The sequence below is a fragment of the Pantoea sp. X85 genome, assembly GCF_029623675.1.
GTDB lineage: Bacteria > Pseudomonadota > Gammaproteobacteria > Enterobacterales > Enterobacteriaceae > Pantoea > Pantoea leporis.
The window spans coordinates 4,031,778-4,058,228 of sequence record NZ_CP121108.1; the positions used below are offsets into that span (position 1 = coordinate 4,031,778).

Annotated in this window: 25 protein-coding genes; 15 read left to right on the forward strand and 10 right to left on the reverse strand. The window is 56.9% G+C overall.

Annotated features, from left to right (window positions below; all coding sequences use genetic code 11):
- Positions 1 to 153 precede the first annotated feature (153 nt).
- Positions 154 to 639: a ribonuclease E activity regulator RraA gene (gene rraA, locus P6287_RS18780; protein WP_061720294.1), complete on the forward strand. Its 486-nt coding sequence runs from the start codon at positions 154 to 156 to the stop codon at positions 637 to 639.
- A gap of 50 nt (positions 640 to 689) precedes the next feature.
- Here rraA and zapB read toward each other — a convergent pair whose 3' ends face one another.
- On the reverse strand, positions 690 to 929 hold the full coding sequence (zapB, locus tag P6287_RS18785) for a cell division protein ZapB (RefSeq protein WP_007885384.1): 240 nt from the start codon (positions 927 to 929) through the stop codon (positions 690 to 692).
- A gap of 420 nt (positions 930 to 1,349) precedes the next feature.
- Between zapB and P6287_RS18790 the strand changes: the two genes are divergently transcribed.
- From P6287_RS18790 to glpX, 3 genes are all read left to right on the forward strand, one after another.
- Entirely contained in the window at positions 1,350 to 2,198 is an 849-nt protein-coding gene (locus tag P6287_RS18790; RefSeq protein ID WP_061720295.1) for an MIP/aquaporin family protein, read from the forward strand.
- A 30-nt stretch (positions 2,199 to 2,228) separates the two neighbouring features.
- Complete coding sequence (gene glpK, locus P6287_RS18795; RefSeq protein ID WP_110868179.1) at positions 2,229 to 3,737, forward strand: glycerol kinase GlpK; 1,509 nt, start codon at positions 2,229 to 2,231, stop codon at positions 3,735 to 3,737.
- Between the two features lie 96 nt (positions 3,738 to 3,833).
- Complete coding sequence (gene glpX, locus P6287_RS18800; RefSeq protein ID WP_277974237.1) at positions 3,834 to 4,844, forward strand: class II fructose-bisphosphatase; 1,011 nt, start codon at positions 3,834 to 3,836, stop codon at positions 4,842 to 4,844.
- Here glpX and emrD read toward each other — a convergent pair.
- The gene (gene emrD / locus P6287_RS18805) at positions 4,834 to 6,030 is read right to left on the reverse strand and encodes a multidrug efflux MFS transporter EmrD (RefSeq protein ID WP_277974238.1); all 1,197 of its coding nucleotides are present in this window, start codon (positions 6,028 to 6,030) and stop codon (positions 4,834 to 4,836) included. The two genes, glpX and emrD, sit on opposite strands and share 11 nt — an antisense overlap.
- Positions 6,031 to 6,319: 289 nt before the next feature.
- On the opposite strand from emrD, the gene fpr reads away from it, so the two are divergent.
- The 3 genes from fpr (at position 6,320) to tpiA (ending at position 8,651) form a co-directional block, all read left to right on the forward strand.
- Positions 6,320 to 7,066: a ferredoxin--NADP(+) reductase gene (fpr, locus tag P6287_RS18810; RefSeq protein WP_110868182.1), complete on the forward strand. Its 747-nt coding sequence runs from the start codon at positions 6,320 to 6,322 to the stop codon at positions 7,064 to 7,066.
- Between the two features lie 106 nt (positions 7,067 to 7,172).
- Positions 7,173 to 7,763: a YiiQ family protein gene (locus tag P6287_RS18815; RefSeq protein ID WP_137386755.1), complete on the forward strand. Its 591-nt coding sequence runs from the start codon at positions 7,173 to 7,175 to the stop codon at positions 7,761 to 7,763.
- Between the two features lie 120 nt (positions 7,764 to 7,883).
- A complete protein-coding gene (gene tpiA / locus P6287_RS18820) occupies positions 7,884 to 8,651 on the forward strand; it encodes a triose-phosphate isomerase (protein WP_277974239.1) in 768 nt (255 codons plus the stop codon).
- An 83-nt stretch (positions 8,652 to 8,734) separates the two neighbouring features.
- Here tpiA and P6287_RS18825 read toward each other — a convergent pair whose 3' ends face one another.
- The 5 genes from P6287_RS18825 to P6287_RS18845 form a co-directional block, all read right to left on the reverse strand.
- Entirely contained in the window at positions 8,735 to 9,493 is a 759-nt protein-coding gene (locus P6287_RS18825) for a CDP-diacylglycerol diphosphatase (RefSeq protein ID WP_192237040.1), read from the reverse strand.
- 63 nt (positions 9,494 to 9,556) lie between these two features.
- Entirely contained in the window at positions 9,557 to 10,855 is a 1,299-nt protein-coding gene (gene hisD, locus P6287_RS18830; protein ID WP_101760649.1) for a histidinol dehydrogenase, read from the reverse strand.
- Entirely contained in the window at positions 10,852 to 12,006 is a 1,155-nt protein-coding gene (locus tag P6287_RS18835; protein ID WP_110868186.1) for an ester cyclase, read from the reverse strand. Before P6287_RS18835 ends, hisD (P6287_RS18830) begins: the two co-directional genes overlap by 4 nt.
- A 152-nt stretch (positions 12,007 to 12,158) precedes the next feature.
- Positions 12,159 to 13,127: a nuclear transport factor 2 family protein gene (locus P6287_RS18840; protein ID WP_110868187.1), complete on the reverse strand. Its 969-nt coding sequence runs from the start codon at positions 13,125 to 13,127 to the stop codon at positions 12,159 to 12,161.
- The gene (locus tag P6287_RS18845; protein ID WP_101760652.1) at positions 13,127 to 14,194 is read right to left on the reverse strand and encodes a LacI family DNA-binding transcriptional regulator; all 1,068 of its coding nucleotides are present in this window, start codon (positions 14,192 to 14,194) and stop codon (positions 13,127 to 13,129) included. The genes P6287_RS18840 and P6287_RS18845 overlap by 1 nt, the downstream gene beginning before the upstream one ends.
- 298 nt (positions 14,195 to 14,492) lie before the next feature.
- Here P6287_RS18845 and P6287_RS18850 point away from each other — a divergent pair, with 298 nt between their 5' ends.
- The 8 genes from P6287_RS18850 to P6287_RS18885 all read left to right on the forward strand — a co-directional run bounded on the left by P6287_RS18850 (position 14,493) and on the right by P6287_RS18885 (position 23,143).
- Positions 14,493 to 15,728 carry an MFS transporter gene (locus P6287_RS18850; RefSeq protein ID WP_277974240.1) on the forward strand — a complete coding sequence of 412 codons (1,236 nt, stop codon included), beginning with the start codon at positions 14,493 to 14,495 and terminating at the stop codon, positions 15,726 to 15,728.
- Positions 15,725 to 17,026, forward strand: coding sequence for an amidase (locus P6287_RS18855; RefSeq protein ID WP_277974241.1), 1,302 nt, complete (start codon positions 15,725 to 15,727; stop codon positions 17,024 to 17,026). The genes P6287_RS18850 and P6287_RS18855 overlap by 4 nt, the downstream gene beginning before the upstream one ends.
- Positions 17,027 to 17,196: 170 nt before the next feature.
- Positions 17,197 to 18,516, forward strand: a complete 1,320-nt coding sequence (hisD, locus tag P6287_RS18860; RefSeq protein ID WP_101760655.1) for a histidinol dehydrogenase — start codon at positions 17,197 to 17,199, stop codon at positions 18,514 to 18,516.
- A 10-nt stretch (positions 18,517 to 18,526) separates the two neighbouring features.
- Positions 18,527 to 19,288, forward strand: coding sequence for an SDR family oxidoreductase (locus P6287_RS18865; RefSeq protein WP_192415325.1), 762 nt, complete (start codon positions 18,527 to 18,529; stop codon positions 19,286 to 19,288).
- Positions 19,289 to 19,298: 10 nt separating this feature from the next.
- Positions 19,299 to 20,480, forward strand: coding sequence for an MFS transporter (locus tag P6287_RS18870; RefSeq protein ID WP_158238591.1), 1,182 nt, complete (start codon positions 19,299 to 19,301; stop codon positions 20,478 to 20,480).
- Positions 20,481 to 20,482: 2 nt separating this feature from the next.
- Positions 20,483 to 21,199, forward strand: coding sequence for an alpha/beta hydrolase (locus P6287_RS18875; RefSeq protein ID WP_192415324.1), 717 nt, complete (start codon positions 20,483 to 20,485; stop codon positions 21,197 to 21,199).
- A complete protein-coding gene (locus P6287_RS18880) occupies positions 21,181 to 21,963 on the forward strand; it encodes an aldolase/citrate lyase family protein (protein ID WP_192415322.1) in 783 nt (260 codons plus the stop codon). The genes P6287_RS18875 and P6287_RS18880 overlap by 19 nt, the downstream gene beginning before the upstream one ends.
- 10 nt (positions 21,964 to 21,973) lie before the next feature.
- Positions 21,974 to 23,143 carry a cupin gene (locus tag P6287_RS18885; protein WP_277974242.1) on the forward strand — a complete coding sequence of 390 codons (1,170 nt, stop codon included), beginning with the start codon at positions 21,974 to 21,976 and terminating at the stop codon, positions 23,141 to 23,143.
- A 45-nt stretch (positions 23,144 to 23,188) separates the two neighbouring features.
- On the opposite strand, the gene P6287_RS18890 is transcribed toward P6287_RS18885, so the two are convergent.
- From P6287_RS18890 to fieF, 3 genes are all read right to left on the reverse strand, one after another.
- Entirely contained in the window at positions 23,189 to 24,178 is a 990-nt protein-coding gene (locus tag P6287_RS18890; RefSeq protein ID WP_101760661.1) for a sulfate ABC transporter substrate-binding protein, read from the reverse strand.
- 146 nt (positions 24,179 to 24,324) lie between these two features.
- Complete coding sequence (pfkA, locus tag P6287_RS18895) at positions 24,325 to 25,287, reverse strand: 6-phosphofructokinase (RefSeq protein WP_101760662.1); 963 nt, start codon at positions 25,285 to 25,287, stop codon at positions 24,325 to 24,327.
- 209 nt (positions 25,288 to 25,496) lie between these two features.
- Complete coding sequence (gene fieF, locus P6287_RS18900) at positions 25,497 to 26,399, reverse strand: CDF family cation-efflux transporter FieF (protein WP_110868197.1); 903 nt, start codon at positions 26,397 to 26,399, stop codon at positions 25,497 to 25,499.
- Positions 26,400 to 26,451: the final 52 nt, after the last annotated feature.

The following is a 26,451-nucleotide window of genomic DNA, read 5'->3' on the forward strand; positions in this document are numbered from 1 at the left end:
CTTCACCCGCGAAATCTCTGCCCGGCCACTGTGCCGGGCTTTTTTTTACGCAGGATATTGATGCAACGCTTTTTTTGGCGGTTGATGATTTTGCCAACAATCGCCAGATAGCGATATACTTAGCGCTCCTGTGGCAAACAGACGAAAACCCTCATGAAATACGATACATCTGAACTCTGTGACATCTACCACGAAGCTGTGAATGTTGTTGAACCGCTTTTTTCGAACTTTGGTGGGCGCAGCTCATTCGGTGGTCAAATCACCACAGTGAAATGTTTCGAAGATAACGGCTTACTCTACGATTTGCTGGAAGAGAACGGTCGGGGTCGCGTATTGCTGGTGGATGGCGGCGGTTCGGTCCGTCGCGCACTGGTCGATGCTCAGCTGGCGAGTCTGGCGGCGCAAAATGAGTGGGAAGGCATTGTGGTGTACGGCTCGGTGCGTCAGGTTGACGATCTCGAAGAGCTGGAAATCGGCATTCAGGCGATTGCGGCGATTCCGGTGGGAGCAGCGGGTGAAGGCATTGGCGAAAGTGACGTGCGCGTTAACTTCGGCGGCGTGACTTTCTTCTCTGGCGACCATCTGTATGCCGACAATACCGGCATCATCCTGTCTGAAGACGCGCTCGACATCGAGTAAGCCGCAACAAAAACGGGTGCCGCGGCACCCGTTGGTTTAAGCATTGACGCTTAAACTTCTTCCATTTTTCCCAGCAGTGCCCGCAGACGATCCTGCCAGACATGCTGCTCTTCTTTCAGATGCTGATTTTCACGCACCAGTGCATCCTGGTTGCCTGAAGCCTGGCTGACTTCGTTTTTCAGCGTGTTGTTTTGCTCTTTCAGCTCTTCAATTTCCATCTGCAGCAGAGTGATGGTATCAATCGCCTGCTGTACTTTCGCTTCCAGTTTCTCGAACACTTCAAATGACATCTTTCTGACCTCTCCTAAATCTTGCAAGGCGTTGATGGGGCTAGTGCATGCCTTATTACAGTGCGCTCAGCCACGATGACTCGATTGTATGTAGCCAAACCCAGCAAGTCCAGCGGCACAAGGCCTGCGAGGGCAGTCTGTAACACTTTTCAGTCTATGCCTAAAAAAATGCGCATCTTCGCGCATCTGTGTGCGCGATCACGTCAGCATCGACCAGTAAAGCGCGGTGAATGGGCCTTAAAGAAACGCAAAAGACGCGAAAACGCGCATTTTTATGACGCAGTACACAGTTTTCAATTTCGCTATTTCTCGTTTATGCTCGTTAACGATAAATTCACATCAACCCTACATTGATAGCTGGGCGACTCATGGATGAGAACAAAAACTGATAAAATTTAACCTCGCTTCAGGAATGCCATTATGAGTCAGACAACTAACACACTAAAAGGTCAGTGCATCGCTGAATTTCTCGGTACAGGTTTGATTATCTTCTTTGGTGCAGGCTGCGTTGCTGCACTGAAACTGGCCGGTGCGTCATTCGGTCAGTGGGAAATTTGTATTATCTGGGGTTTAGCCGTCTCCATGGCAGTCTATCTGAGCGCAGGCGTTTCCGGCGCGCATCTTAACCCAGCCGTTACCGTCGCGCTGTGCCTGTTTGCTAATTTTGAAGGTCGTAAAGTTGTTCCCTATATTCTGGCGCAGGTTGCCGGCGCGTTCTGCGCTGCCGCGTTGGTTTACGGTCTCTACTACAATCTGTTCTTCGATTACGAAGCGGGCCATCAAATGGTGCGCGGCAGTGTTGAAAGCCTCGATCTGGCCGGTATCTTCTCGACTTACCCGAACCCGCACATCAGCGTAGCTCAGGCGTTCCTGGTTGAGATGGTGATTACAGCGGTGTTGATGGCAGTGATCATGGCGCTGACCGATGACGGCAACGGTGTGCCGCGTGGTCCGCTGGCTCCGCTGTTGATTGGTCTGCTGGTGGCGGTCATCGGTGGCTCAATGGGTCCACTGACCGGCTTCGCACTCAACCCGGCGCGTGACTTTGGTCCAAAACTGTTCGCGTTCTTCGCTGGTTGGGGCAACGTCGCCTTCACCGGTGGCAAAGATATTCCTTACTTCCTGGTTCCGATTTTTGGCCCGCTGGTCGGTGCTTGCCTCGGAGCCTTTGGTTACCGTTCACTGATTGGCCGCCATCTGCCAGTTAACGTCGCGGAAGCCAGCACAGCAGAAAAACCGGTTGCGCGCGCTCAGCAGCGTAAAGCGTAAGTTTCATCGATACCACATCAGGACAGCACAATGACTACTGATAAAAAATATATCGTTGCACTCGATCAGGGCACAACCAGCTCACGCGCCGTGGTGCTTGATCATGATGCCAACATCGTTGCGGTTTCTCAGCGCGAATTTACCCAGATCTATCCGAAAGCGGGTTGGGTTGAACATGACCCAATGGATATCTGGGCGTCACAAAGCTCGACGCTGGTGGAAGTGCTGGCGCACGCCGATATTAACTCCGATCAAATCGCGGCGATTGGTATCACCAACCAGCGTGAAACCGCCATCGTGTGGGATAAAGAGACCGGCAAACCGGTTTACAACGCCATCGTCTGGCAGGATCCGCGCACCGCAGATTACTGTAACAAACTGAAGAAAGAGGGTCTGGAAGAGTACATCCAGCACACCACCGGTTTGGTGATTAACCCGTACTTCTCCGGCACCAAAGTGAAGTGGATTCTTGACCACGTTGAAGGCGCACGTGAGCGTGCAAAACGCGGCGAACTGCTGTTCGGTACCGTTGATACCTGGCTGATTTGGAAAATGACGCAGGGACGTGTGCACGTCACCGATCACACCAACGCCTCACGTACCATGATGTACAACATCCACAAGCTGGAGTGGGATGAGCGCATGCTGGAGATCCTCGATATCCCGCGTGAAATGCTGCCAGAAGTGAAAGGTTCTTCCGAAGTGTACGGCCAGACCAACATTGGTGGTAAAGGCGGTACGCGTATTCCTATCGCCGGAATCGCCGGTGACCAGCAAGCGGCGCTGTATGGCCAGCTGTGCGTACAACCGGGTATGGCGAAAAACACTTACGGCACCGGCTGCTTTATGTTGATGAACACCGGCACCGAAGCCGTGACGTCTACGCACGGCCTGCTGACCACCATCGCTTGCGGCCCACGCGGCGAAGTGAACTATGCGCTGGAAGGTGCGGTGTTTATCGGTGGTGCGTCGATTCAGTGGCTGCGCGATGAGATGAAGCTGATCAGTGATTCAACCGACTCTGAATACTTCGCGTTGAAAGTGAAAGACACTAACGGCGTATATATGGTGCCGGCCTTCACCGGTTTGGGCGCGCCTTATTGGGACCCGTATGCACGCGGCGCGATTTTCGGTCTGACGCGCGGTGCGAACGCTAACCACATCATCCGTGCCACGCTGGAGTCGATTGCGTACCAGACGCGCGACGTACTGGAAGCGATGCAGAACGATGCCGGCACCCGCCTGCAGTCACTGCGCGTGGATGGTGGTGCGGTCGCCAACAACTTCCTGATGCAGTTCCAGTCTGACATTCTCGGCACGCGCGTTGAGCGTCCGGAAGTGCGTGAAGTCACGGCGCTGGGTGCGGCATATTTGGCTGGCCTGGCCGTTGGCTTCTGGGGCGACCTGGAAGAAGTCCGCGCTAAAGCGGTGATTGAGCGTGAGTTCCGCCCAAGCATTGAAACCACCGAACGTAACGTCCGTTACGCTGGCTGGAAGAAAGCCGTCGCTCGCGCCAAAGCGTGGGAAGACGAAGAGTAACATCCTGCTGACCCGCGGTGCCCTGCCGCGGGTTTTTCCCCTGCCACGCTTCTCCGCTGTGTTAAACTGCCTGCCTGTTTTTTGTCAGGTGCCACCATGAAACGAGAACTCGCGATTGAATTTTCCCGCGTGACTGAAGCCGCCGCTCTGGCGGGCTATCACTGGTTAGGACGCGGCGATAAAAATGCGGCCGACGGCGCAGCCGTTCACGCCATGCGCATTATGCTCAACACTATTGATATCGACGGCCAGATTGTGATTGGCGAAGGCGAAATCGACGAAGCGCCGATGCTGTATATCGGTGAGAAAGTCGGTACCGGCCGTGGCGACGCGGTGGATATCGCGGTCGATCCGATCGAAGGCACACGCATGACGGCGATGGGCCAGGCCAATGCGCTGGCGGTGCTGGCGGTTGGTGATAAGGGCAGCTTCCTGCACGCACCTGATATGTACATGGAAAAGCTGATTGTTGGACCGGGCGCACGTGGCGCCATCGACCTCAATCTGCCGCTTGATATCAACCTGAAAAACATCGCGCTGGCATTGGGCAAACCGCTCAGCCAGCTAACGGTATCGATTCTGGCCAAGCCCCGCCACGATGCGGTGATTGCCCAGCTGCAGCAGCTCGGCGTGCGCGTGTTCTCTTTCCCGGATGGCGATGTTGCGGCCTCGATTCTTACCTGTATGCCGGATAGCGAAGTGGATGTGATGTACGGCATCGGCGGCGCGCCGGAAGGTGTGGTATCGGCGGCCGTGATCCGTGCGATGGACGGCGACATGCAGGCACGCCTGCTGGCGCGTCACCAGGTGAAAGGGGATAGCGAAGAGAATCGTCGTCTGGGCGAGAATGAACTGCAACGCTGCGCCGAGATGGGCATTGAAGCGGGTCAGGTACTGAAACTGGATCAGATGGCGCGCAACGATAACGTTATCTTCGCGGCCACCGGCATCACCACCGGCGATTTGCTAAAAGGCATCACGCGTAACGGCAACATCGCCACCAGCGAAACCCTGCTGGTGCGCGGTAAATCGCGCACCATTCGCCGCATCCAGTCAATCCACTATCTGGATCGCAAAGACGCGGCGCTGCATCAATTTATCCTGTAATCGCCTGCTTACCGCTCTCCGGATGACGTGAGAGCGGCCACCAGCACAGCAGCATCACCAGCGACGTCACGAACATCAGCATGCCAAGGCTGGATTGATCGTGCTGCGGCAACAGCGCAGAAAGCCACGCCACCACGCCGGAACCGAGATTCTGCAAGCCTCCGATTAACGCACCCGCGCTGCCCGCCAGCCACGCATACGGCTCCATCGCGCCCGAGGTTGCCAGCGGAAACAGCATGCCCGCGCCAAAAAAGAACAGCGCAGCCGGCACCAGCAACGTCCAGATGTTCATCACGCCAAACCAGGCCGGAACCCACATCAGCAAGCCCGCTAACAGGCAGCTGTTCACGCCGTACCACATCAGCGTGTGACAGGATTTCTGCTCACGTCCGGCAAACCAGGCGCCAAAGAACGCCGCCGGAATCGGCAGGATAAACAGGATACTGACGGTCAATCCATCCAGCCCCAACACGCCGCCCATCAGCACGCCACAGCTGGCTTCAAACACTGCGATGCCCGCCAGCGCGCCAATCAGTAGCAGCAGGTACCGCACAAAGTTGCCGTCGCTCAGCAAAGTGGCATAACGGCGCAGGAACGGCGTGGCGGGCGTATCCGCTGGACGCGTTTCCGGCAGCCAGCGCGCCATCGACGCGGTGACGCCGACGCACAGCAGCAGCAGGAAGGCAAAACAGGCGTGCCAGCCAAACAGATGCGTCAGCAGCGCGCCAATCACCGGCGCCAGCAGCGGGCTGACCAGAATGCCCATATTAAGCAAGCTGTTCGCCTGACGCAGCGCGATGCCGGCGTAGAGATCGCGCGGCATGGTGCGCGCCATCACGCCCGCCACGCCGGTACCTAAACCTTGTACCGCGCTGCCCAGCACCAAAATATCCAACGAGGGCGCGAACATAGCGATCAACGCGCCGACGGCAAAGATCGTCATGCCAATCAGGATCACCGGACGTCGGCCAAAACTGTCCGACAGCGGGCCGTAGATCAACTGCGATCCGCCGTAGGTCATCAGATAGGCGGCCATCACCTGCTGGATCGCCCCGCTGCGCACATTAAGCGTTTCGGCCATGTTGGCCATCGCTGGCACATAGATGGTTTGCGCCATCTGCCCAACCGCCACCAGCACGATCAGCATGAATAACAGAAAGCGATTTTGCGTTTTACTTATCAACATGGAACAAAATGTCTGCCTGAGAAACAAAGAATAAGCAGCACAAAAAAGGCCGCCTCGGATTTATGGCGGCAAAAATATCAGGATTCAGTGACAAATCGAGAGGCGCGGGCAAAGCTGTATGTCTCAAGCCGTCAAGCTGTTTGTCCAGATTGTAAACCGCCCGCTACAGTTGCTGATCTGTGCGCTGCGTTTGTCGCTGAGAGCCCTTTACAGGGTACCGGGCTGGAAATTTATCGGATGGATAACGATGATAATCATGTGCCTGAATATTCAACACTAAGGAGTGAGCATGGCTGAGTGGATCAATGCTGAAGTGAAAGAGGTAAAAAACTGGACCGACGCACTGTTCAGCCTGCGCGTTGCAGCGCCGATTGATACCTTTACCGCGGGACAATTTGCCAAGCTGGCTCTGGAGATTGACGGTGAGCGCGTGCAGCGTGCCTATTCGTACGTCAACGCGCCGCAGGATCCGCTGCTGGAGTTTTATCTGGTCACGGTGCCGGAAGGCAAACTGAGCCCGCGTTTGCAGGCGCTGCAGCCCGGCGAGCAGGTGATGATCACTAAAGAGGCGGCGGGTTTCTTTGTGCTCGACGAAATTCCAGATTGCCAAACGCTGTGGATGCTGGCGACCGGCACGGCGATCGGCCCCTATTTATCGATTCTGCAACAGGGCGAAGATCTGGATCGTTTCGACAATATTGTGCTGGTACACGCCGCGCGCTTCGCCGACGATCTGAGCTTCCTGCCCTTGATGCAGGCGTTGCAGCAGCGCTATCAGGGCAAGTTACACATCCAAACGGTGGTGAGCCGCGAAGAGATCGCCGGTTCGCTGCACGGCCGCGTACCGCAGTTGATTGAAAGCGGAGAACTGGAGCGTGCGGTTGGCTTGCCGCTGACGGCAGAAACCAGCCATGTGATGCTGTGCGGCAATCCACAGATGGTGCGCGATACCCAGCAGCTGCTGAAAGATACGCGTGAGATGCGCAAACATTTCAAACGCAAACCCGGCCACATGACCAGCGAGCATTACTGGTAATCGGCGCGGAGCGAATAATCTGAGATTTTTCCCAGTGTGGGTTTTGACTTTGCCCGGTAAAAACCGTTCTAATCGTGGGCTAAGTGAATGATTTAGGGCCGAAGCAATGAACAACCTGCCAGTCGCGCTGCTGCTTGGCCTCGCACTGACATTTCCCGCCTGGGCGGACGATGCAGCCGCGTTGGATCGTAGCGATCATCTGCCTGTAGCGCCCTATCTGCTCGCGGGTGCGCCGACGTTCGATATGACCGTTGCTCAGTTCCGTGAGAAGTACAACGCGGCTAATCCCAATGCATTGCTGCAGGAGTATCGCGCCATTGATAGTCGCGGCGATAAAAGCAATCTGACGCGTGCCGCCAGCAAAATCAGCGAAACGCTGTATGCCTCAACCGCGCTGGAGCAAGGCACCGGCAAAATCAAAACCCTGCAAATCACCTGGCTGCCGGTTCCCGGTCCCGATATGAAAGCCGCGCAGGCTCGCGCCATGGATTACATGACCGCCCTGCTGCGCTTCTTCATTCCCGGCTTGTCGCCCGAAGAGGGGCGTAAAAAACTCGATTCCCTGCTGAGCGCCGGTAAAGGTGCGCGCTATTTTGCCCGCACCGAAGGTGCATTGCGTTTCGTGGTGGCAGACAACGGCGACAAGGGTTTGACCTTCGCCGTTGAACCGATAAAACTGGCGCTCGCGACGCCCTGATCGCACCGGCAAAAATGACGAAAAGCAAAGCCAGCAACACATTTGATCTCTATACTGTCTCGCAGACATCGCTGCCCGATGGCAGCGCTATTTCATGAATCGCGTTATGCGGAGGAAAGAATGCGACATCCACTGGTTATGGGTAACTGGAAACTGAACGGTAGCAAGCAGATCACCAAAGAGCTGATTGAAGGCCTGCGCAAAGAGCTGTCTGGTGTTGATGGTTGTGGCGTCGCGATTGCACCGCCAGCCATCTATCTGGACCTGGCGAAACACGCCATTTCCGGTAGCCACATTGCTCTGGGTGCTCAGAACGTTGACGTTAATCTGTCTGGCGCATTCACTGGCGAAACTTCCGCAGACATGTTGAAAGACGTTGGCGCGAAATACATCATCATCGGCCACTCTGAGCGCCGCACCTACCACAAAGAGAGCGACGAGTTCATCGCGAAGAAATTTGCCGTAGTGAAAGAAGCGGGTCTGGTGCCGGTTCTGTGCATCGGTGAAACTGACGCAGAAAACGAGGCGGGCAAAACGGAAGAAGTGTGCGCACGTCAGATCGACGCCGTGCTGGAAACGCAGGGCGCCGCGGCGTTCGAAGGCGCAGTCATCGCTTATGAGCCGGTTTGGGCTATCGGTACCGGAAAATCAGCTACGCCAGCGCAGGCTCAGGCGGTGCATAAATTCATTCGTGACCACATCGCGAAGAAAGATGCGGCTATCGCTCAGCAAGTGATCATTCAGTACGGCGGTTCGGTCAACGACAAAAACGCCGCTGAGCTGTTCACCCAGCCAGATATCGATGGCGCGCTGGTTGGCGGTGCTTCACTGAAAGCGGATGCTTTTGCGGTAATCGTGAAAGCGGCAGCAGCAGCGAAAAACGTGTAACTTAGCGTTTAGATGCAGATTAAGGCGGCTGATTAGCCGCCTTTTTTATTGGCCGCTATTAATTGCGTCCCTACGAAAAAGGGTTATTGCGGCAATATGCTGCAGTTATGATCCTGCAGCTCTTCCGCCGAGCCGCTGTTCAGTTTCAGCCAGTTACGTTCCAGCGCCAGCAGCGCTAAACGGCCATCCGGCAGCTGTGCCAGCGCCAGGCCATATTTCCCCATCTCGCTGCGCGCATGCGGCACTTCATCCGCCAGACGGATAAACGCACTCTGCTGCGACAGCTCTTGCTTAGAAAGCGCCCGCACCAGATAACCATGCTTGCGCAGCGTTTCACTCTGCCACTGTGCATTCAGTCTCGGTGCCAGCGCATCCAGCTGCTGGCGCACATCCGGACGCAGACAGGAAATATGAATATGCAGCTGATTCTGCGTACGCCCGTATTGCGCATTGATGGCCAGCGACAGCGCGCTATCGGGAATCGGCGCGCCGTGCCTTTGCGCCAGTAATCCGCGCTGTTGCCAGGCTTCGGCAAACAGATTTGGTGTAGCAGGTTCAAGAATGATGGGACTTTCCATGCCGGTGATTTTTTCGATCGGCATCAGCAGATACTGCAACGGCCCGTTGAGATCTTTCAGCGTGACGTAACCCTGCGCGCTATTCACCTGCTGGCATGGCGCTGGGTTGCCCGTCGCCGCCATATTCGGCACGCACTTTTCGCTGATGATCTGCCATAAGGCGTTAGAGTTTTTATGGAAATGGATGGCGCCGGCGATCAGTCCGACAATCAACAGCACCAATAAAGCGGTAAGTAACTTCAGGGTACGACGACTGCCCTGCATAGCCCGATTCCTCTGTTCATCACCTGCCAGCATCCTCGCCTGGCAGGTGATGAAAGTCACGGACTAATCCTCCGCGCCACGCAGGATGGCGTCGAGTTTTTCTGGCTGCAAACGAATCTGCGCTGCACGACGATGCGCCTGCATCCCTTCGGTACGGCTCTGGCGCACCGCAGGAGCAGCGATGGCGGCGATGCCCTGATCGTCAATCCATTGATGCGTGCAGGTTTTCAGATACGCACCGACCCACAATCCGCCGGTGTAACGTGCCGCCGCCATGGTGGGCAGCGTGTGGTTGGTGCCGCAGCATTTATCAGAAAACACCACGCTGGCGTTTTGCCCGATAAACAGCGATCCGTAATTGCGGATGCGCGCCGCCAGCGCATGGGGATCGCGCGCATGGATTTGCAGATGCTCAGTGGCGATCTCATCGGTGTACGCCACCATCGCATCCTCGTCGGCACAGAGAACAATTTCGCCCTGACGCTGCCACGCCTCACCAGCCGTTTTCGCCGTCGGCAAGGATGCCAGCTGCGCCTCAATTTCCCGCAATGTTGCATGCGCCACGCGTTCGCTGGTGGTCGCCAGCCCAACACGCGTGCGCACGTCATGCTCCGCCTGCGCCAGCAGATCCGCTGCCAGCACGCGCGGATCAGCACTGTCATCGGCGACGATAAAGATTTCGCTCGGCCCCGCCAACGCATCAATACCCACTTTGCCAAATACCTGACGCTTCGCCTCATTGACGAAAGCGTTGCCCGGCCCGACGATCTTGTCCACCGCCGGCAGCGATGCGGTGCCGTATGCCATCGCGGCAATGGCCTGCGCACCACCAACTTTGAAAATGCGGTGCGCTCCGGCCAAGTGGCAAATTGCAATCATTGCCGGATGAGCGCCCGGCGGCAGACAGGCGATGATGTTATCGCAGCCCGCCACCACCGCTGGCACGATAGACATCACCGGCGCGGAGAGAATCGGATAGCGTCCGCCCGGCACATAGCAGCCCACGGTTTCAATCGGGATGATGCGATGCCCCAGATGAACGCCCGGCAACGTCTCAATCTCCAGTGGCTGCAAGGTGGCGCGCTGCGCTTCGGCGAAGCGGCGCACCTGGGCAATAGCAAACTCACTGTCCTGGCGGGTTTGATCGGCGAGTTGCGCCAGCGCCTGCTCGATCTCTGCTGCCGAAACTTCCAGCTGCTCCGGCGCGACACCATCAAATTTCTGCGAGTAATCACGCAGTGCCGCGTCTCCGCGCTGACGCACGTTGCTAATAATGTCGCTCACGGTGGCGATCAGGCTGGCATCCGCCTGCGCATCCTCGCCCGCGGCTTGCTTGATAAACTGCACGCGTTGTTTGCTCATGCTTCCGTCTCCGCCAGTTGTCCCAGTTTGATCTGCGCCAGCATCGCCAGGTGATCGTAAACCACCCATTCATCAACAATTTTGCCGTTTACTACGTGATAGTGGCTCATGCCCATCACCAGCAGACGCTGTCCCGTCGGTTTACCCAATTCGCCGTAGCCAAGATGATGCCCTTCCATTACCCAGCGCACCGCCACTTTGGTGCCGCCCTCTTCACATGGATTGGAGCAGATATGCTGCGGCATCCATGCGCCGTCTGGGATCATGCCGATCAGCGCCAGCGTCTGATGGATCACCGATGCCTGACCATATAACTCTTTCATCAGTGGGCCGTGCCACTGCACATTGCTGGCGTAAACCTCTTTCACTTTGCCCAGCATGCGTTTGTTGTAAATCTCGTGCAGCCAGCCCAGCACCTGTGCTTCGGTATCACTGTGCGCCAGCGTGTAATCCGGATCGCTTTCTGGCGGATACTGGCCGAGCAGACGACGGTTTTCGCCAATCTCCGTCAGTCGGAAACCCTTATCAAACTGCTCTTTCGCCATGTTGTACGCGATCTGGTCGGTATCCAGCCCCAATTGACGCATCAGCGACATGTTGTCGCTCACCACCCATTCGCGGTAAATCTTGTTTTCCAGAATCATGCAATCCGCCACGGTACGCGTGGTGAAGGTGCGGTTGGTGGGTTTACCGTATTGGCTTGATTGTGTATGGCGGCCGCTACCGGTGACCAGATGCGAGGTGTAGAAGCCGTCCACGTCGTTGCCGTTCCAAATCACCTGCGTTGCCATGCCGCGACGTTCCGGGAAGGCGACCAAACGTTGCAAGGTATCGAGCACCACTTGTTCACGGGTATAAATGGTGCCCAATGCGTTGTATAACACGCAGTTATGGGTGTAATGGCTGTAGATCAGCCCGACATCGCGCTCATCCCAGATCTTGTGGGTACAACGCACAATGTAATCAACGATATCGGTATAGCAGGGATCGAAACCGCGCATTGGCTGCACCCGCGCACGGTTTTCTGGAACCAGATCGACAAAATCCCGTCGCTCAACCTGCAAAACCGGTTCGGCCTGGGTGCGTGCTGAGGTTTTTTCTGCGCTCTTTTCACTGGCGGTGGCTTTATTAGCCGTGTCCGTTGTAGACATAAACACTCCTGCTTTTGACGAATTAAGGGTGAGCGCGGTCCTCGCAATCAAGCGTTGCCGATTCACCCGGCTGAATTCAGGGTGCAGAACGCCGTCGGTAATTAAGGGATTAATTACCGTGACGTGATGCGTTATTTAAAAGTGCTGATTAATCAGCTGAGTAGCTGTAACCAGATTGAGAGTTCATCAATACCTAAATATTCCCGCATGATGACGCCATCACGTAATTCCAAATGAGAAATACCGGAAATACACACTGGCTTGCGCGACGGCGGACCAAACTTTCCGTAGCCGTCATGCCAGCTCAACAGTGACCAGCGCAGGCTGATGCGCACCGGTTCGTTGGCATCGCGGCGCACCACCAAATGATGCAGCTGCGTTTCGCTGTCAGCGAATGAGGCGCGATAGCCGGAAAGGAAGCTGCCAATCTCCTGCTCGCCGGTAAAGCTGCTGTGGCCCGGTCCGTGCAAGGTGGCGGCAGGATGATAAACACCTGGCACCACACCGCTGTTGCCGCCGGCCCACATGCTGAGATAGCGCTCAATCAAACCCGCGATGGTTCCTTCGGCATCATCGCCATCCGGGCCGCCAGCCCAACGCGCTTCCAGCTCTTCGGGCGCGGGCATCTCCAGCCCTTGCTGCTGGCGCATCTGCGTTAGATGCTGGGCAAACTCCGCCACGTTGGTACCAATCTGCGCAAGAATGCCCGCGCGATCCTGCAGCAGCCACTCTTGCTCCACCAGCCCATCACGACAAATACGATCGGCGAAAGTACGTACCCAAACCGTTTTGCCACTCGGCGCGCCAAAGAAGCCTTCGCCCAGATGCTGAATACGTGCCTGCGTGCGCTGCGAGGCGTACCAACAGGTATCGCCTTCACGCGCGGTGAGAATATCTTCGGTCAGCACCTGACGCTGCGGGAAGCAATGTAACGCTTCCAGCGTCAAACGCATGAAATCGCTGAGTTCGGTCAGGCGCTTTTCCGGCGTGTGAAATACCACCGGCGTGGCGTAGAAATCAGCCAGTTGCCCGATATCCTTCTGCTCCCATACCACGTGGGTTAACGTCAGAATAAACTGCTGAATAGAATCAAACTGGGGACTGAAACCCGGCAATCGCATTACTCAACCTCCTCTGAACGAAATAGCAGCTGGCCGTTCTCTTCTACCACGCCGTGACGCGGACGCCGCGCGGAGTGGCGTACTACCAACGTGCCGGGAATAACAATTTGCTCGGGTGCCATCACCGCGCTGTCGATTTGCTGCATTAGCAGGCCAATGGTGCGTTGCACCATCACTTCAACCGGCTGACAGATAGACGTCAGCGCATACGAAGGCCAGCCCGCTGGACCAACATCGTCATAACCCACCACCGACACATCCTGCGGAATGCGCAGACCAAACTCGTAACGCGCCACATCCATAACCGTCAGCGCCATATGATCGTTGACGGCAAACACCGCATCGGGCGGCGTGCCGCTGCTGAACAATTGACGCGCCGCCTGTGCGGTTTGCTCGCTGTCGTTTTGACCCGCTAACACCGTGACGTCGATGTTGCGCGCGCGCAATGCCTCGCGAAAACCGTCCAGCCGTAGCTGATTTACCGAAGCGTTGTCCGCGCCGGTAATGCAGGCAAAGCGTTGATGTTCGCCTGCCAACAGAAATTCGGCGATCTGACGTGCGGCGGCACGGTTATCGGTATTCACGCTTGACGCCATTTCGCTTTCGGCGGTGCGGTTGAACAGCACCACCGGAATGCCCGCGCCGTGGCACTCTTCGGATAAGGCATCGGATAACGCGCCGGATGCCAGCACAATGCCATCCACGCGGTACTGCATGATCTGATCGAAAATGCGGTCAACATTGCTATCCCGATCGCTGACGAACAGCAGCAGATGGTAGTTAAGCGCATCCAGTTCACGCCCCAACGCTTCCAGCACATGGGGATAAAACGGATTATCGAAACAGGAGATCACCACACCAACGATGCGCGAACGTGCGGTGTTCAGCGATCGCGCCAACGCGTTGGGTCGATAACCCAACTCACGGGCAGACTGCAGCACCTTTTCACGCGTGGCCGGTGAAATACTGGCGCCCGGCGTGAAGGTACGCGATACCGCAGACTGTGAAACGCCGGCGTGCTGCGCAACTTGTTGTGAGGTCACTGGACCGAAGGTCTTACGTTTCATGGCGTTATCTTCCTGTTTAGCACACTGATGCACGGGTGACTGCCGGGCATTGTAGCCAATTTCATCAACCGGACTCACCTGCTTCGGTGTGTGTTTTTTACTCTTACACCTTTTTTGCATGCGTATGCAACACTCAATAACTTTTTTTTCACATTGCCAGACACGCACTTTACAAACATGAAATCATTTCGTAACTTCGGCCGTTGAATACGTATTCAATGCATGCAACATAACCGACCCGGACTCAGGATGAAACCCGCGTTTTTAGTCACTTATCTGTGTTGATAAGAGGTTTAACATGTTTCGAGCACTGTTTAGCCGTCCCGAGCTGTTGACGTTTTTCACCATGAGCGTGCTGTTTTTTATCTGCATTCACGGCTTCGATGCCTTCATGGCGCCTTACATGGTGAGATTAGGCATTGAACCGCAAACCATCGGCATGATCATGGGCGCCTCTGGTTTGGCGTCGCTGTGTATCCGTTTTCCGCTCAGCGTCATCTCTGACGTGATGAAAAATCGCAAAGTGTTTATGCAGTTCGCCCTGCTGCTGCCGGTGATTGCCTGGCCGCTGGCGTGGATGTTCCCCGCTGCGCTGACATTCTGGCTGGCCAAGCTGGCCTGCGGCATCGCTGCCGCGAGTTGGGTGCTCTACAACATCATTTTCATCCGCTATTTTCGTCGTGACGACGCGCCGGCTGCGGTGGCGCTGTTGGCATTGGCCGGGCCGATTGGCGTGTTTATTAGCAATGCCATTTGCGGTGCCGTTGCCCTATGGCTGGGCAGTACGCAGGCGTTTTTTGTGCCGGCGATTGCCGGTTGCCTGGCGCTAATTCTCAGCCTGCGCGTTCGTGAAGAGGAAGATAGCCACAAAGCGCCGCACCTCAAAGCCTGTATCGACAGCGCTAAACGCCAGCTAGCGGACCGCTCAATTTGGTTTATTGGGCTGCTGGCGACGGTGGTGATTTTGGTCCCGTTTGCCACTCGCGACACGCTCACGCCCATATACGCTCAGCAGTTAGGTGCCAAGGCGGGCACGCTGGCAGTGCTGAGTAATATCCACTTGTTGTTTTATGGTGTGGCCGTGGCATTGTGCAGTTCCGTGTTTTATCAGCGGCTGGGCTTGGTTAACACCGCGCTGGTGGGCATCGGATTACAAATCATCTCGTCAATTTTCGTCCCCTTGACCAGCAACATGTGGCTGATTTACCTGTGGCAAGGTCTGGCCGGTTTTTCCTTTGGCATGGCGTTTGCCGTGTTTATGTCCTTGAGCGTGGTTAACACTTCGGAACATGAACAAACCACCCGGATGGGTCTGTTTCAAACCATCTATTCGTGCGGCATGTTTTTCGGCCCGGTGTTGATGGGCGTGTTGTTGCAACACGTCAATGTCTACGCGGGTTATTGGGTGATTGGTGGCTTGTGTCTGATCGCTGGCGTGTTAACACCGCTAGCGGCAAAACGGGTGCAGCAGCGTCAGTTGCCGCCAGCGGCACGTAAAGCGAGCGGCATGCTGTCGCAGGATGCGGTGAAATGAGTGCCGCGCGCCTGCAACCGCAGCGCAACAGTGCGGAAGAGGTTGAACGCCGCTTAGCCGCTATCAACGCAGGTCGCGCGCTCAACGCGATTATCAGTATTAATCCCCAGGTGATGAAAGAGGCACAGCGCTGCGATCGCTTATGGCGTAGCGGCGCGCCGGTTGGCGTGCTGCACGGCATTCCGCTGGTGATAAAAGATAATATTGATTGCGTCGGCATGGCTACCACGCTCGGCTGCCGGGCGCTGGCCGAAGCACAGCCACGTGAAGATGCGCGCGTGATTGCACGCCTGAGAACTGCGGGTGCGCTGATTCTCGCCAAAGCGAATCTGTCTGAGTTCGCCTTTGACGTACGTTCGCGCAGTTCGCTCGGCGGCGATGTGCGCAATCCCCTGAATCCACAGCTGACCGCCGGTGGCTCAAGCGGCGGCAGCGCAGCGGCGGTGGTGGCCGGTATGGCGGATGCGGCACTCGGCAGTGATACCGGCGGATCGATTCGCATTCCCGCGGCATGGACCGGTCTGGTGGGACTGCGTCCGGCATTTCGCCGCCGCCAGCTGCGCGGCGTCGCGCCGCTTTCGCTCAGCAAAGACACCGTTGGGCCGATGACATGGTGCGTGGCCGATGCAGCGCTGCTGCATCAGGTAACGCATGGGCTGTCGGTGCGCCCGCTAGCGCAGCGAACCTTGCGGGGTGTGCGGCTGGGTATGATTAACGATCTGTCAGGCGATGATGACGCGCAACGTCAGGCATTAGCACAGGCTTTCTCTCGTCTGCGGCGGGCGGGCGCCACACTGATTCCGCTGCGGTTACCGCTATCATCGCGCGTGGCGCAGGAACCTTGTCTCAGCCTGCGCGAATTCCATCCGGCGATGTCCCGCTGGCTAAGCAAAATGGACCATGCGCCTGCTTCGCTTTCGGATCTGCTGGCACGAGGCGAACATCTCGCCGAGTTCGATGAACTGCTGCAATTACACCTCACGCGCAGCGCGCTGGTGTGTGCCGCATGGCGCGAGCAACGCCGTTTTCAACGCCATTTGCGTCAGCAACTGCAACAGCAGATGCAGGATCAGCGGCTGGATGCGCTGATTTATCCCACCAGCCAGCGCACTCCGATTTCACTGGAGAAGATGCCGCCGGGCTGGGCGCCGGAGCTGGCGGCCATCAGCGGCTTACCCGCCGTAACGTTGCCGTTTGGTCAATTGACTAACGGTTTGCCGCTGGGGCTGGAACTGCTCTATCCAGCGCCTGATGAAGAAGCATTGCTGGCGCTGGCTTTGGCGATAGAGCGACTGTAAAACCAGAAAATTCATCATGTTAATCCCCGTTCTGCGGGGCTTTCTGCTGCCTGCAATTTGAAAAAACTGCGCACATTCTCACTTTTCATCTTTTCCCCTTTCAGCCTCTTTACGCTCTTTGCATACGTATGCAAACCTGATTAACAGCAATCAATGATGAGGAAATGAGCATGGCAATCTGGTTAAAACAGGCGGCAGCGAAAGCAGAACGCCAACAGCAGCAACAGCGCGTTCGCAGCGATGTGGAAGCAGTGCTGGCGCAAATTGAAGCGCGCGGCGATGACGCGGTGCGCGAACTCTCGATTAAGTTCGATGGCTTTGCCCGCGATGATTTCCGCTTAACGCCGCAGGAGATCAATGCCTGCCTGCAACAGCTGACCAAACAAGATATTCGCGACATCGAATTCGCTCAGGAGCAGGTGCATAACTTCGCTCAGGCGCAAAAAAATTGCCTGACCGATTTAGCGATTGAAACGCGTCCGGGCGTGATACTTGGCCATCGCAACATTCCCATCAGCAATGTCGGCTGTTACGTGCCGGGCGGCAAATACCCGCTGCTGGCTTCGGCGCATATGTCGATCATTACCGCCAAAGTCGCAGGCTGCGATCGCATCGTGAGCTGCGCCCCGCCGTTTCACGGTAAACCGGCTGCAGCCATTGTTGCGGCGCAGTCGATGGCCGGCGCCGACGAGATCTATGCGCTCGGCGGCATTCAGGCGGTGGGCGCCATGGCGATTGGTACTGAGCGGATTGCGCCGGTCGATATGTTAGTCGGGCCGGGCAACGCGTGGGTGGCCGAAGCCAAACGCCAGCTGTTTGGCCGCGTTGGCATCGACCTGTTCGCTGGCCCTACCGAAACGCTGGTGATCGCCGATGACAGCGTTGACGGCGAACTCTGCGCGACCGATCTGCTCGGCCAGGCGGAACATGGCCCCACCTCACCCGCGATTCTGCTGACCTGCTCGCGCCAGCTGGCGCAGGAGACCGAGCGCTATATCCACCAGCTGTTGCTGCAACTGCCTACCGCCGATGTGGCGCAACAAGCCTGGCACGATTATGGCGAAATCATTCTCTGTGCCGATCACGACGAGATGCTGGCAGAAGCCAACCGCATCGCTTCTGAACACGTGCAGGTGATGACCGATCGCGATGACTGGTATCACCAGAACATGCGCAATTACGGCGCGCTGTTTCTCGGGCCGCGTACCAATGTGGCTTATGGCGACAAGGTGATCGGCACCAACCATACGCTGCCCACGCTGGGTGCATCGCGTTATACCGGCGGCTTGTGGGTGGGCAAATTTATGAAAACCTGCACCTGGCAGCGCGTCACCAGCGATGCGGCTTCGGCAGAAATCGGCGCTTACTGCTCGCGCCTGGCGCTGCTGGAGGGCTTTGCCGGTCATGCCGAACAGGCCAACATCCGCGTGCGCCGCTACGGCCAGCAGGAAGTGGCCTACGCCGCACCCGCGCCGGTTACGGTGAAATAAGGAGGCGCGCATGGTTCCGACTACCCCTTTATTTCGCCTGGATGGACAGCGCGCGCTGGTGACCGGCGGCTCGCGCGGTATCGGTTTTGCCGCCGCTATCGCGCTGGCCGACGCCGGAGCGCAGGTGTGGATTGCCGCGCGCGACGCCGATCGCCTGGCGCACGCCGTGCAGCAGGCGGCGAGCGCCGGCCTGACATTGCATCCGCTGCCGCTCGACGTCTGCAACACGCACGCGGTGCGCCAGACACTGCACGATTTGCCGAGCTTTCATGTGCTGGTCAACAGCGCCGGGCTGGCGCGCCATCAGCCGTTTAGCGAGGTCAGCGAAGCCAACTTTGATGCGGTGATGGACGTCAACCTGCGCGCCACGTTTTTCCTGTCGCAGCAGGTCGCAGCCGGTATGCAGGCCGCCAGACACGGCGGCAGCATTATCCATCTCTCTTCGCAGATGGCGCACGTCGGCGGCCCGCAGCGCAGCGTCTACTGCGCATCAAAAGCGGCGCTGGAAGGGCTGACGCGTGCCATGGCGCTGGAGCTGGGACGCGACGGCATTCGCATCAACACCTTGTGCCCCACCTTTATCGAAACCGAACTGTCGCAGGCCTCGCTGGCAGATGAAGCGTTTCGCCAGCAGACGCTGCGCCGCATTCAGATTGGTCGTCTTGGCACGCTGGAAGATGTGATGGGGCCGGTGGTGTTTCTGGCATCACCGGCCGCAGCGTTGATCACCGGCAGCGCGCTGAAGGTGGATGGCGGCTGGACGGCTTATTGAGGAACTCATTATGAAAGCGTTATTGCGTCGTGATGTGCTGCTATTTTTCATTATTAGCTTGCTGTTTTTTATCAGCATTCACGCCTTTGATCCGTTTCTCGCCCCCTACATCATGTCGCTGAATGTCGAGGCGCGCGTGATGGGAATCATCATCGGTGCGACCGGATTGGCCTCGATGCTGCTGCGTTTTCCGACCGGCATTCTGTCGGACCGCTTTCGCCGCCGCAAACGCATTATCCAGATTGGCTTATTGTTTACGCTTATCGCCTGGCCGGTGGTTTACCTTTGGCCGACACCGGAAACACTGTTTATCGCCAAGCTCGCCGATGGCGTCACCAGCGCGACGTGGGTGGTGTATAACGTGATGTTCGTGGCTTACTTCCCGCCGCTGGAAGCCGCCGCCGCGATCGCCATGCTGAGCGTCACCTCGCCGGTAGGCACTTTTATCGGGATTTCGGTGGCGGGATTTATTGCCCGTCATTTCGGTGCCGAATCGAGCTTTTTGGTGGCGTCCGCTGCCGCGCTGCTGGCTTTTTTGCTGACATTCTTTATCCGTGAAAAACGCCCGGAAGCGATGCCCACGGCGCAACGTCTCTCTGCGGTTCGCACTCAGCTGCGTGATCCTTCGGTGTGGTATCTCGGCGGACTCTGTGCACTGGTGATGATGGTGCCATTTGCCACGCGCGACACGCTGACGCCGCTACTGGCAGAAGGCTTTGGCATGGCGGCCGCTTCGCTGGCGACGCTAAGCGGTATCCATCTGTTCTTCTATGCGCTGGCCACCGCGCTGTGCGCGCCCTTCTTCTATCGCCTGCTGGGCTTACGCAACACCGCGATTATCGGCGGCGTGCTGCAAGGGGCCGTAGCGATAGCCATGCCTTACGCGCCCAATATCTGGCTGCTGTACGGCTTGCAGGCGCTGGCGGGCTGTGCCTTCGGCATGATCTCCACCGTGCTGAATTCGCTGATCGTCACCCGCACGCCCGCCTGGCAGCAATCCACTCGCGTTGGGCTATATCAAAGCATCTACTCCGCCGGGATTTTCTTTGGCCCGGTGCTGGTCGGCTACATCAAATATTACTTCGCGATGCAGCAGGGCTTTATGGTGATTGGCATTATTTCATTGCTGTCGCTGCTGCTGGTGCGCCATGTGATGCGGATGGTGAATGCCCGTCCTGTGGCGGAGGGCTAATCATGTCACTGCCTTTGGTGTTACTGGGCGGTACCTTGTGCGACGGCGCGTTGTGGCAACCGCTTTGCCGCCATCTACCGCAGCAGCCGATGATCATTCCCGAGATGAGCGGTGCTGACAGCGCCGAACAGCTCGCGGCGCAGCTGCTGACTGACTTGCCGGCGCGCTTTTTACTGGTGGGATTCTCGCTGGGTGCGCTGGTGGCACTGGAGATGCAGGCGCAAGCCGCGCAACGCATCGCGGGCCTCGCGCTGCTGGCGGTGAATCCGTTGGCGGATGCGCCGGTCAACGCTGCGGGACGTATTGCCTTGCTTGATCGAGCTGCGAAAAACGGTATGCGATCGGTGATTGAGCAACTCTGGCCGCGCTATGTGCATGCATCGCGGCTGGCGGATCGCGAGCTGCTTGGCGCGCTGGTGACGATGGCAGAACGCAGCAGCGTTGAGCGCTTTCGTCAACAGACCGCCATCGCCATACAACGTCGCGATTTACGGCATACCTTACCGGCGCTGCAGGCACCGCTGTTGATCCTCAACGGCGACAGCGACGCCATCTGCACCCCCGAACACCATCACCTGCTTGTCAAAGCGGCTCCCGCCGCACGCCACATCACGCTTGAACAGTGCGGACACTTTCTGCTGCTGGAGCAGCCGCAAGCCTGTGCCCGCGCGCTGCAAACCTGGATTAAGAGGAGTGAATTATGCGTATCAACCCTTTAAAACAACGCCGCGGACCGATTATTAACGGCTGGCTGGCGATCCCCAGCAGCTACAGCGCCGAGATTGCCGGACATCAGGGCTTTGATGCCGTCACCGTTGACCTGCAACATGGCCTGATCGATTTCGCCGCCGCACTCAGCATGTTGCAGGCGCTATCCTCCACACCCGCGACGCCGCTGGTGCGCGTCTCGCACAACGAGCCGGCGCAGATTATGCGCATGCTGGATGCCGGCGCCTACGGCATTATCTGCCCGATGATCAACGATGCCGCCGAAGCGCAGCAGTTTGTCGATGCCTGCCGCTATGCGCCGCAAGGTTCGCGCTCGTTTGGTCCAGCGCGTGCGCTGCTGTATGGCGGCAAAGATTATCCGCAGCATGCTAACCAGCAAATTCTGACGCTGGCGATGATTGAAACACGCGCGGGGTTGGCCAATCTTGATGCCATTCTCGACGTCGAGGGATTGGACGGCGTGTTTATCGGCCCCAACGATCTGTCCCTTACGCTCACCGGCCAGGCCAGCGCCGAATCGCAGCATCCTGAGATGTTAAATGCCATTGAACGGGTGCTGAGCCGCACCCGCGCCGGCCACAAACTGGCCGGTATTTTTTGTACCAGCGGAGAAGCCGCCGCACAGCGCATCGCACAGGGCTTTCAGTTGGTGACCCCCGCCAATGATGTGATGCAGCTAACGCATGCCGCACGCCACGCTGTCGCCACCGCGCGCGGTGAGGCGTTGCCTGTTCGTTCTGGTTCGGGTTATTGAGGAGAAGAAGATGAAACAGCAAACATTGTCCGCTACAGCAGCACGTGCGCGCCTGATCGCGCCGCAAGATATGGTGTCGTGCAATCTGGCGTTTATCGACTGCAAACTGCCGGGTTCGCATCTCAAGCAGAATTACTCGTTTATCGGGCCGGGCGTGACGCAGTCGTCTGAGCAGGTGATCAATATTCCTGAAGCGCACGGTTTTAATATTGGCGCGGCGGCGATGCCAAAAGGCGTGACCAATAATCTGCATCTGCATTTCACTGCCGAAGTCTTCCTGATCCATGAAGGCCGCTGGCGTTTCCGCTGGGGGAATAAAGGCGAAGAGTCGCTGGAGCTCGACGCTCCGGCGATTGTCAGCCTGCCCACCTGGATTTTCCGTGGCTTCACCAATGTGTCGGCTACCGATACCGATGGCTGGGTATTTACCGTGCTGGGCGGCGATAACACCGGCGGCATTATCTGGCATCCCGATGTGATGTCGGCGGCGGCGGAGTATGGACTCTATCTCAGCCCCAATAACATGTTGATCGATACCTCAACCGGCGCGGCGATCCCGCCGGTTGCAGAGCGTATGCCGCCGCTGCCCGAGGCGGAGATGGCGCAGTTACAGCATTTTACGCCCGAGCAGATGGCGCAGTTTGCCGTCACCGGTGAGCAGCGCGCCTGGAGCGAACACGCGCTACTGGATGCCATGTTGCCAGGTCACGGTGCGCGTATGGCACCCGTTATCGGCTATGGCATCAATCAGGATCGTCAGGCCGCTCCGCCCATCAACACGCCACACGGCTTCTCGGTAGAGTGGCTGGCTTTGCCAAAAGCGGGCGAAATGGGTACGCATCGCTGCGCACAGGTGCAAGTACTCATGGTGTTTAAAGGCACGCTTACTGTGACCTTCAATCGTGATGGTGAAGAAGTGACGATGACCGCGCCGGAGCGTTCGGTGATTTCCGTGCCGGCAGGCAGCTGGCGTCGCTATCAGGCACCCGATCATGCGTGTGAAGTGGTGATTACCACTGCGGGTGACGGACGGAAAAAACTGGAATGGGATAAAGCGATTGTCGATGCCGCTGCTGCTTTAGGTTGGGGGCTGGATCCAGATGGCTATCTGGTACGTCAGGCATTGTTGCCGCTGGTGGCGCAGCGTGCCGGTCGGCGGTTAGCGACGCAAGAGGCGTAATCGTATGTAAAAAGGTCGCCATAAATGGCGACCTGACAATGTACGTTATGGCTTCATCACCTGGTCGTAGCTGCCGCCATCGGCGAAGTGGGTTTTCTGGGCTTGCGTCCAGCCACCAAACTTGTTGTCGATAGTGAACAGTTTTACCGGGGCGAATTTATTGGCAAATTTCTCCGCAACGGCTTTATCACGTGGACGATAGAAATTCTCCGCCGCGATAGTCTGACCTTCCGGCGAGTAGAGATACTTGAGGTAATCTTCGGCTACTTTGCGGGTGCCCTGCTCGTCGACCACTTTATCCACTACCGAAACCGTTGGCTCCGCCAGAATCGATTCGCTTGGGGTGACGATCTCAAACTTGTCTTTACCCAGCTTATTTACCGCCAGATAGGCTTCGTTTTCCCACGCTATCAGCACATCGCCAATGCCGCGTTCCACGAAGGTGTTAGTGGCACCACGTGCGCCGGAATCCTGCACTTCTACGTTCTTAAACAGCGATTTCACGTAAGCCAGCGCTTTGGCTTGATCGCCGTTGTTTTGATCCAGCGCCCAGCCCCATGCAGCCAGATAATTCCAGCGCGCGCCGCCTGACGTTTTCGGGTTTGGCGTGATGACGGAAACGCCCGGTTTGATCAGATCTGGCCAATCATGAATGCCTTTCGGGTTGCCTTTGCGCACCAGGAACACGATGGTTGAGGTGTAGGGTGCGGAGTTGTCCGGCAGGCGTTTAATCCAGTCTTTATTGATACGACCACGGTCAGCAATAGCATCGACATCAGATTGCAGCGCCAGCGTAACCACATCAGCTCGGATGCCATTGATCACTGAGGTTGCTTGTTTACCTGAACCGCCGTGCGACTGGCGAATCACCACGTTGTCGCCGGTTTCCTGCTTGTAATGCGCGCTAAACGCTTTGTTGTACTGCTCGTACAGCTCACGGGTTGGATCGTAAGAGACGTTTAACAGCTGAATATCCTTTGCCAGAACACTGGTTGAAGCCAGTAACAGGGTGACACCAATACTCCACTTATTCATTGCTTGCTCTCCCGAGGTCGTTATAGAACAAGACTGACACAAACTTATCCACGGATTAAAGAATTAAAAATAAGCTGTTATAACCGCACGGAATATGAGCAGGCATAAAAAAGGCGCGAATCGCGTCGCGCCTTGGTGCTGAATAATCAGTAGAGTTTTTTCGCGGTATCCAGCCAGTCGCGTTTGAATGGACGCTTCATATTTTCAATCGCATCGATGATGTCGTGATGCACCATCTTCTCGTTCTGAATACCGACGCAGCGGCCGCCGTAGCCTTGTAGTAGCAGCTCGATGGAGTAGGAACCCATGCGCGAGGCCAGAATGCGGTCATAGGCACAAGGTGCGCCGCCACGCTGAATGTGACCGAGAACGGTAGCGCGGGTTTCGCGTTTAGTTTCAGCTTCGATGAAGTGCGCCAGATCGTCGATATCGCAGATGTGCTCGGTGATCGCCACGATGGCGTGCTTTTTACCTTTGGCAATGCCGGCTTTGATTTCAGCAACCAGCTCTTCACGGGTATACGGGATTTCAGGCAGCACGATGAACTCGCAACCACCGGCAATCGCTGCCGCCAGGGTTAAATCGCCGCAGTAACGGCCCATCACTTCCACGATGGAGATACGCTGGTGGGAAGATGAGGTGTCACGCAGGCGGTCAATCGCTTCAACCACGGTTTCCAGCGCAGTGAAATAACCGATGGTGTAATCAGTACCTGCTACGTCGTTATCAATGGTGCCAGGCAGGCCGATGCACGGGAAGCCCATTTCGGTCAGGCGCTTAGCACCCATGTAGGAACCATCACCGCCGATAACCACCAGCGCATCAATACCACGCTTTTTCATGTTATCAATCGCGGTCTGGCGCACTTCATCGTTGCGGAATTCTGGGAAGCGGGCGGAACCGAGGAAGGTGCCGCCGCGGTTGATCATGTCTGACACGCTGTAGCGGTCAAGGTTGATCATGCGATCTTCGTACAATCCCAGATAGCCGTCGTAAATACCAAAAACTTCCAGTCCTTCACTCAGCGCGGAACGTACAACTCCGCGAATGGCTGCGTTCATGCCTGGGGCGTCGCCGCCGCTGGTCAGTACTCCGATTTTTTTGATCATGACAACCTCTGGATTGTTCAAAAACTAAGGATTATTCCTGCCATGTGTCCGGCGTGGACCAGCTCGCGATCGCATGGCTTAATAGTTGCAAAATAGTATATCAAACGCTTGATGCTGAATTGATTCAGGTCAGACAAGTTTTCGCTAATTTTTTACAGAGTTGTTAGCGTTACGTCACTTTTTTTGTGTAATTGCATGATTTTAAGTCGCTAACCTTGAAAAAATCCATGTTGATTGCTCGGCACAACAGAACAGGGATCTTGATGAATGATGACGTCTGAGCCGGGAAACCTCTTGAGTAACGCCTGCTCAATTTGATCGGCCACCTGATGGGCCTGCACCAGCGGCAGCTGATCTTCCATCTCCAGATGCAGCTGGATAAAACGCGTGGGGCCCGATTGTCGCGTGCGTAATGCATGCGCGCCGCGTACGCCCGGCCAGTTGGTCACCACGTTGATAATCTCCTGCGTTTCATGCTCGGGCAAAACACGATCCAACAGCGCCTGTACCGCGTCATAACCCATCCGCAACGCGTTATAGAGAATGTAAACGCCGATGCCGAGCGCGAACAACGCATCCGCCCGTACAAAACCATAGCTGCTCAAACCGAGGGCGACCAATATTGCGCCGTTCATCACCACGTCAGATTGATAGTGCAGCATGTCTGCGCGAATCGCCTGGCTGCGCGTGCGTCGCACCACCCAGCGCTGGAAGGCAACCAACGTCAGGGTTGAAAACAGCGCAATCACCGTCACCACAATGCCCACCAGCGGCGCATGTAAGGTTTCGGGCGAGGCCAGATGCTGAATGCCGGTGAGAAACAGAAACAGCGCCGAGCCGGAGATAAACATGCTTTGCGCCAGCGCGGCCAGAGATTCGGCTTTACCGTGGCCGAAGGTGTGATCGTCATCGGCCGGCTGCAGTGAATAGCGCACCACCAGCAAATTGGTGAGTGAAGCGGCGATATCCACCAATGAATCCACTAACGCCGCCAACATACTGACTGAACCGGTATGCCACCAGGCGAAAATTTTCACGATTAACAGCAACGTCGCCAACGTAGTCGCCGCCAGCGCCGCCCGATTCACTAACTTTGCATAGGAAGAATCCATGCTATGCCTCGCCGGGTCGCACGCTTCATAGGTGCGGCCTTTAGGTCTCAAG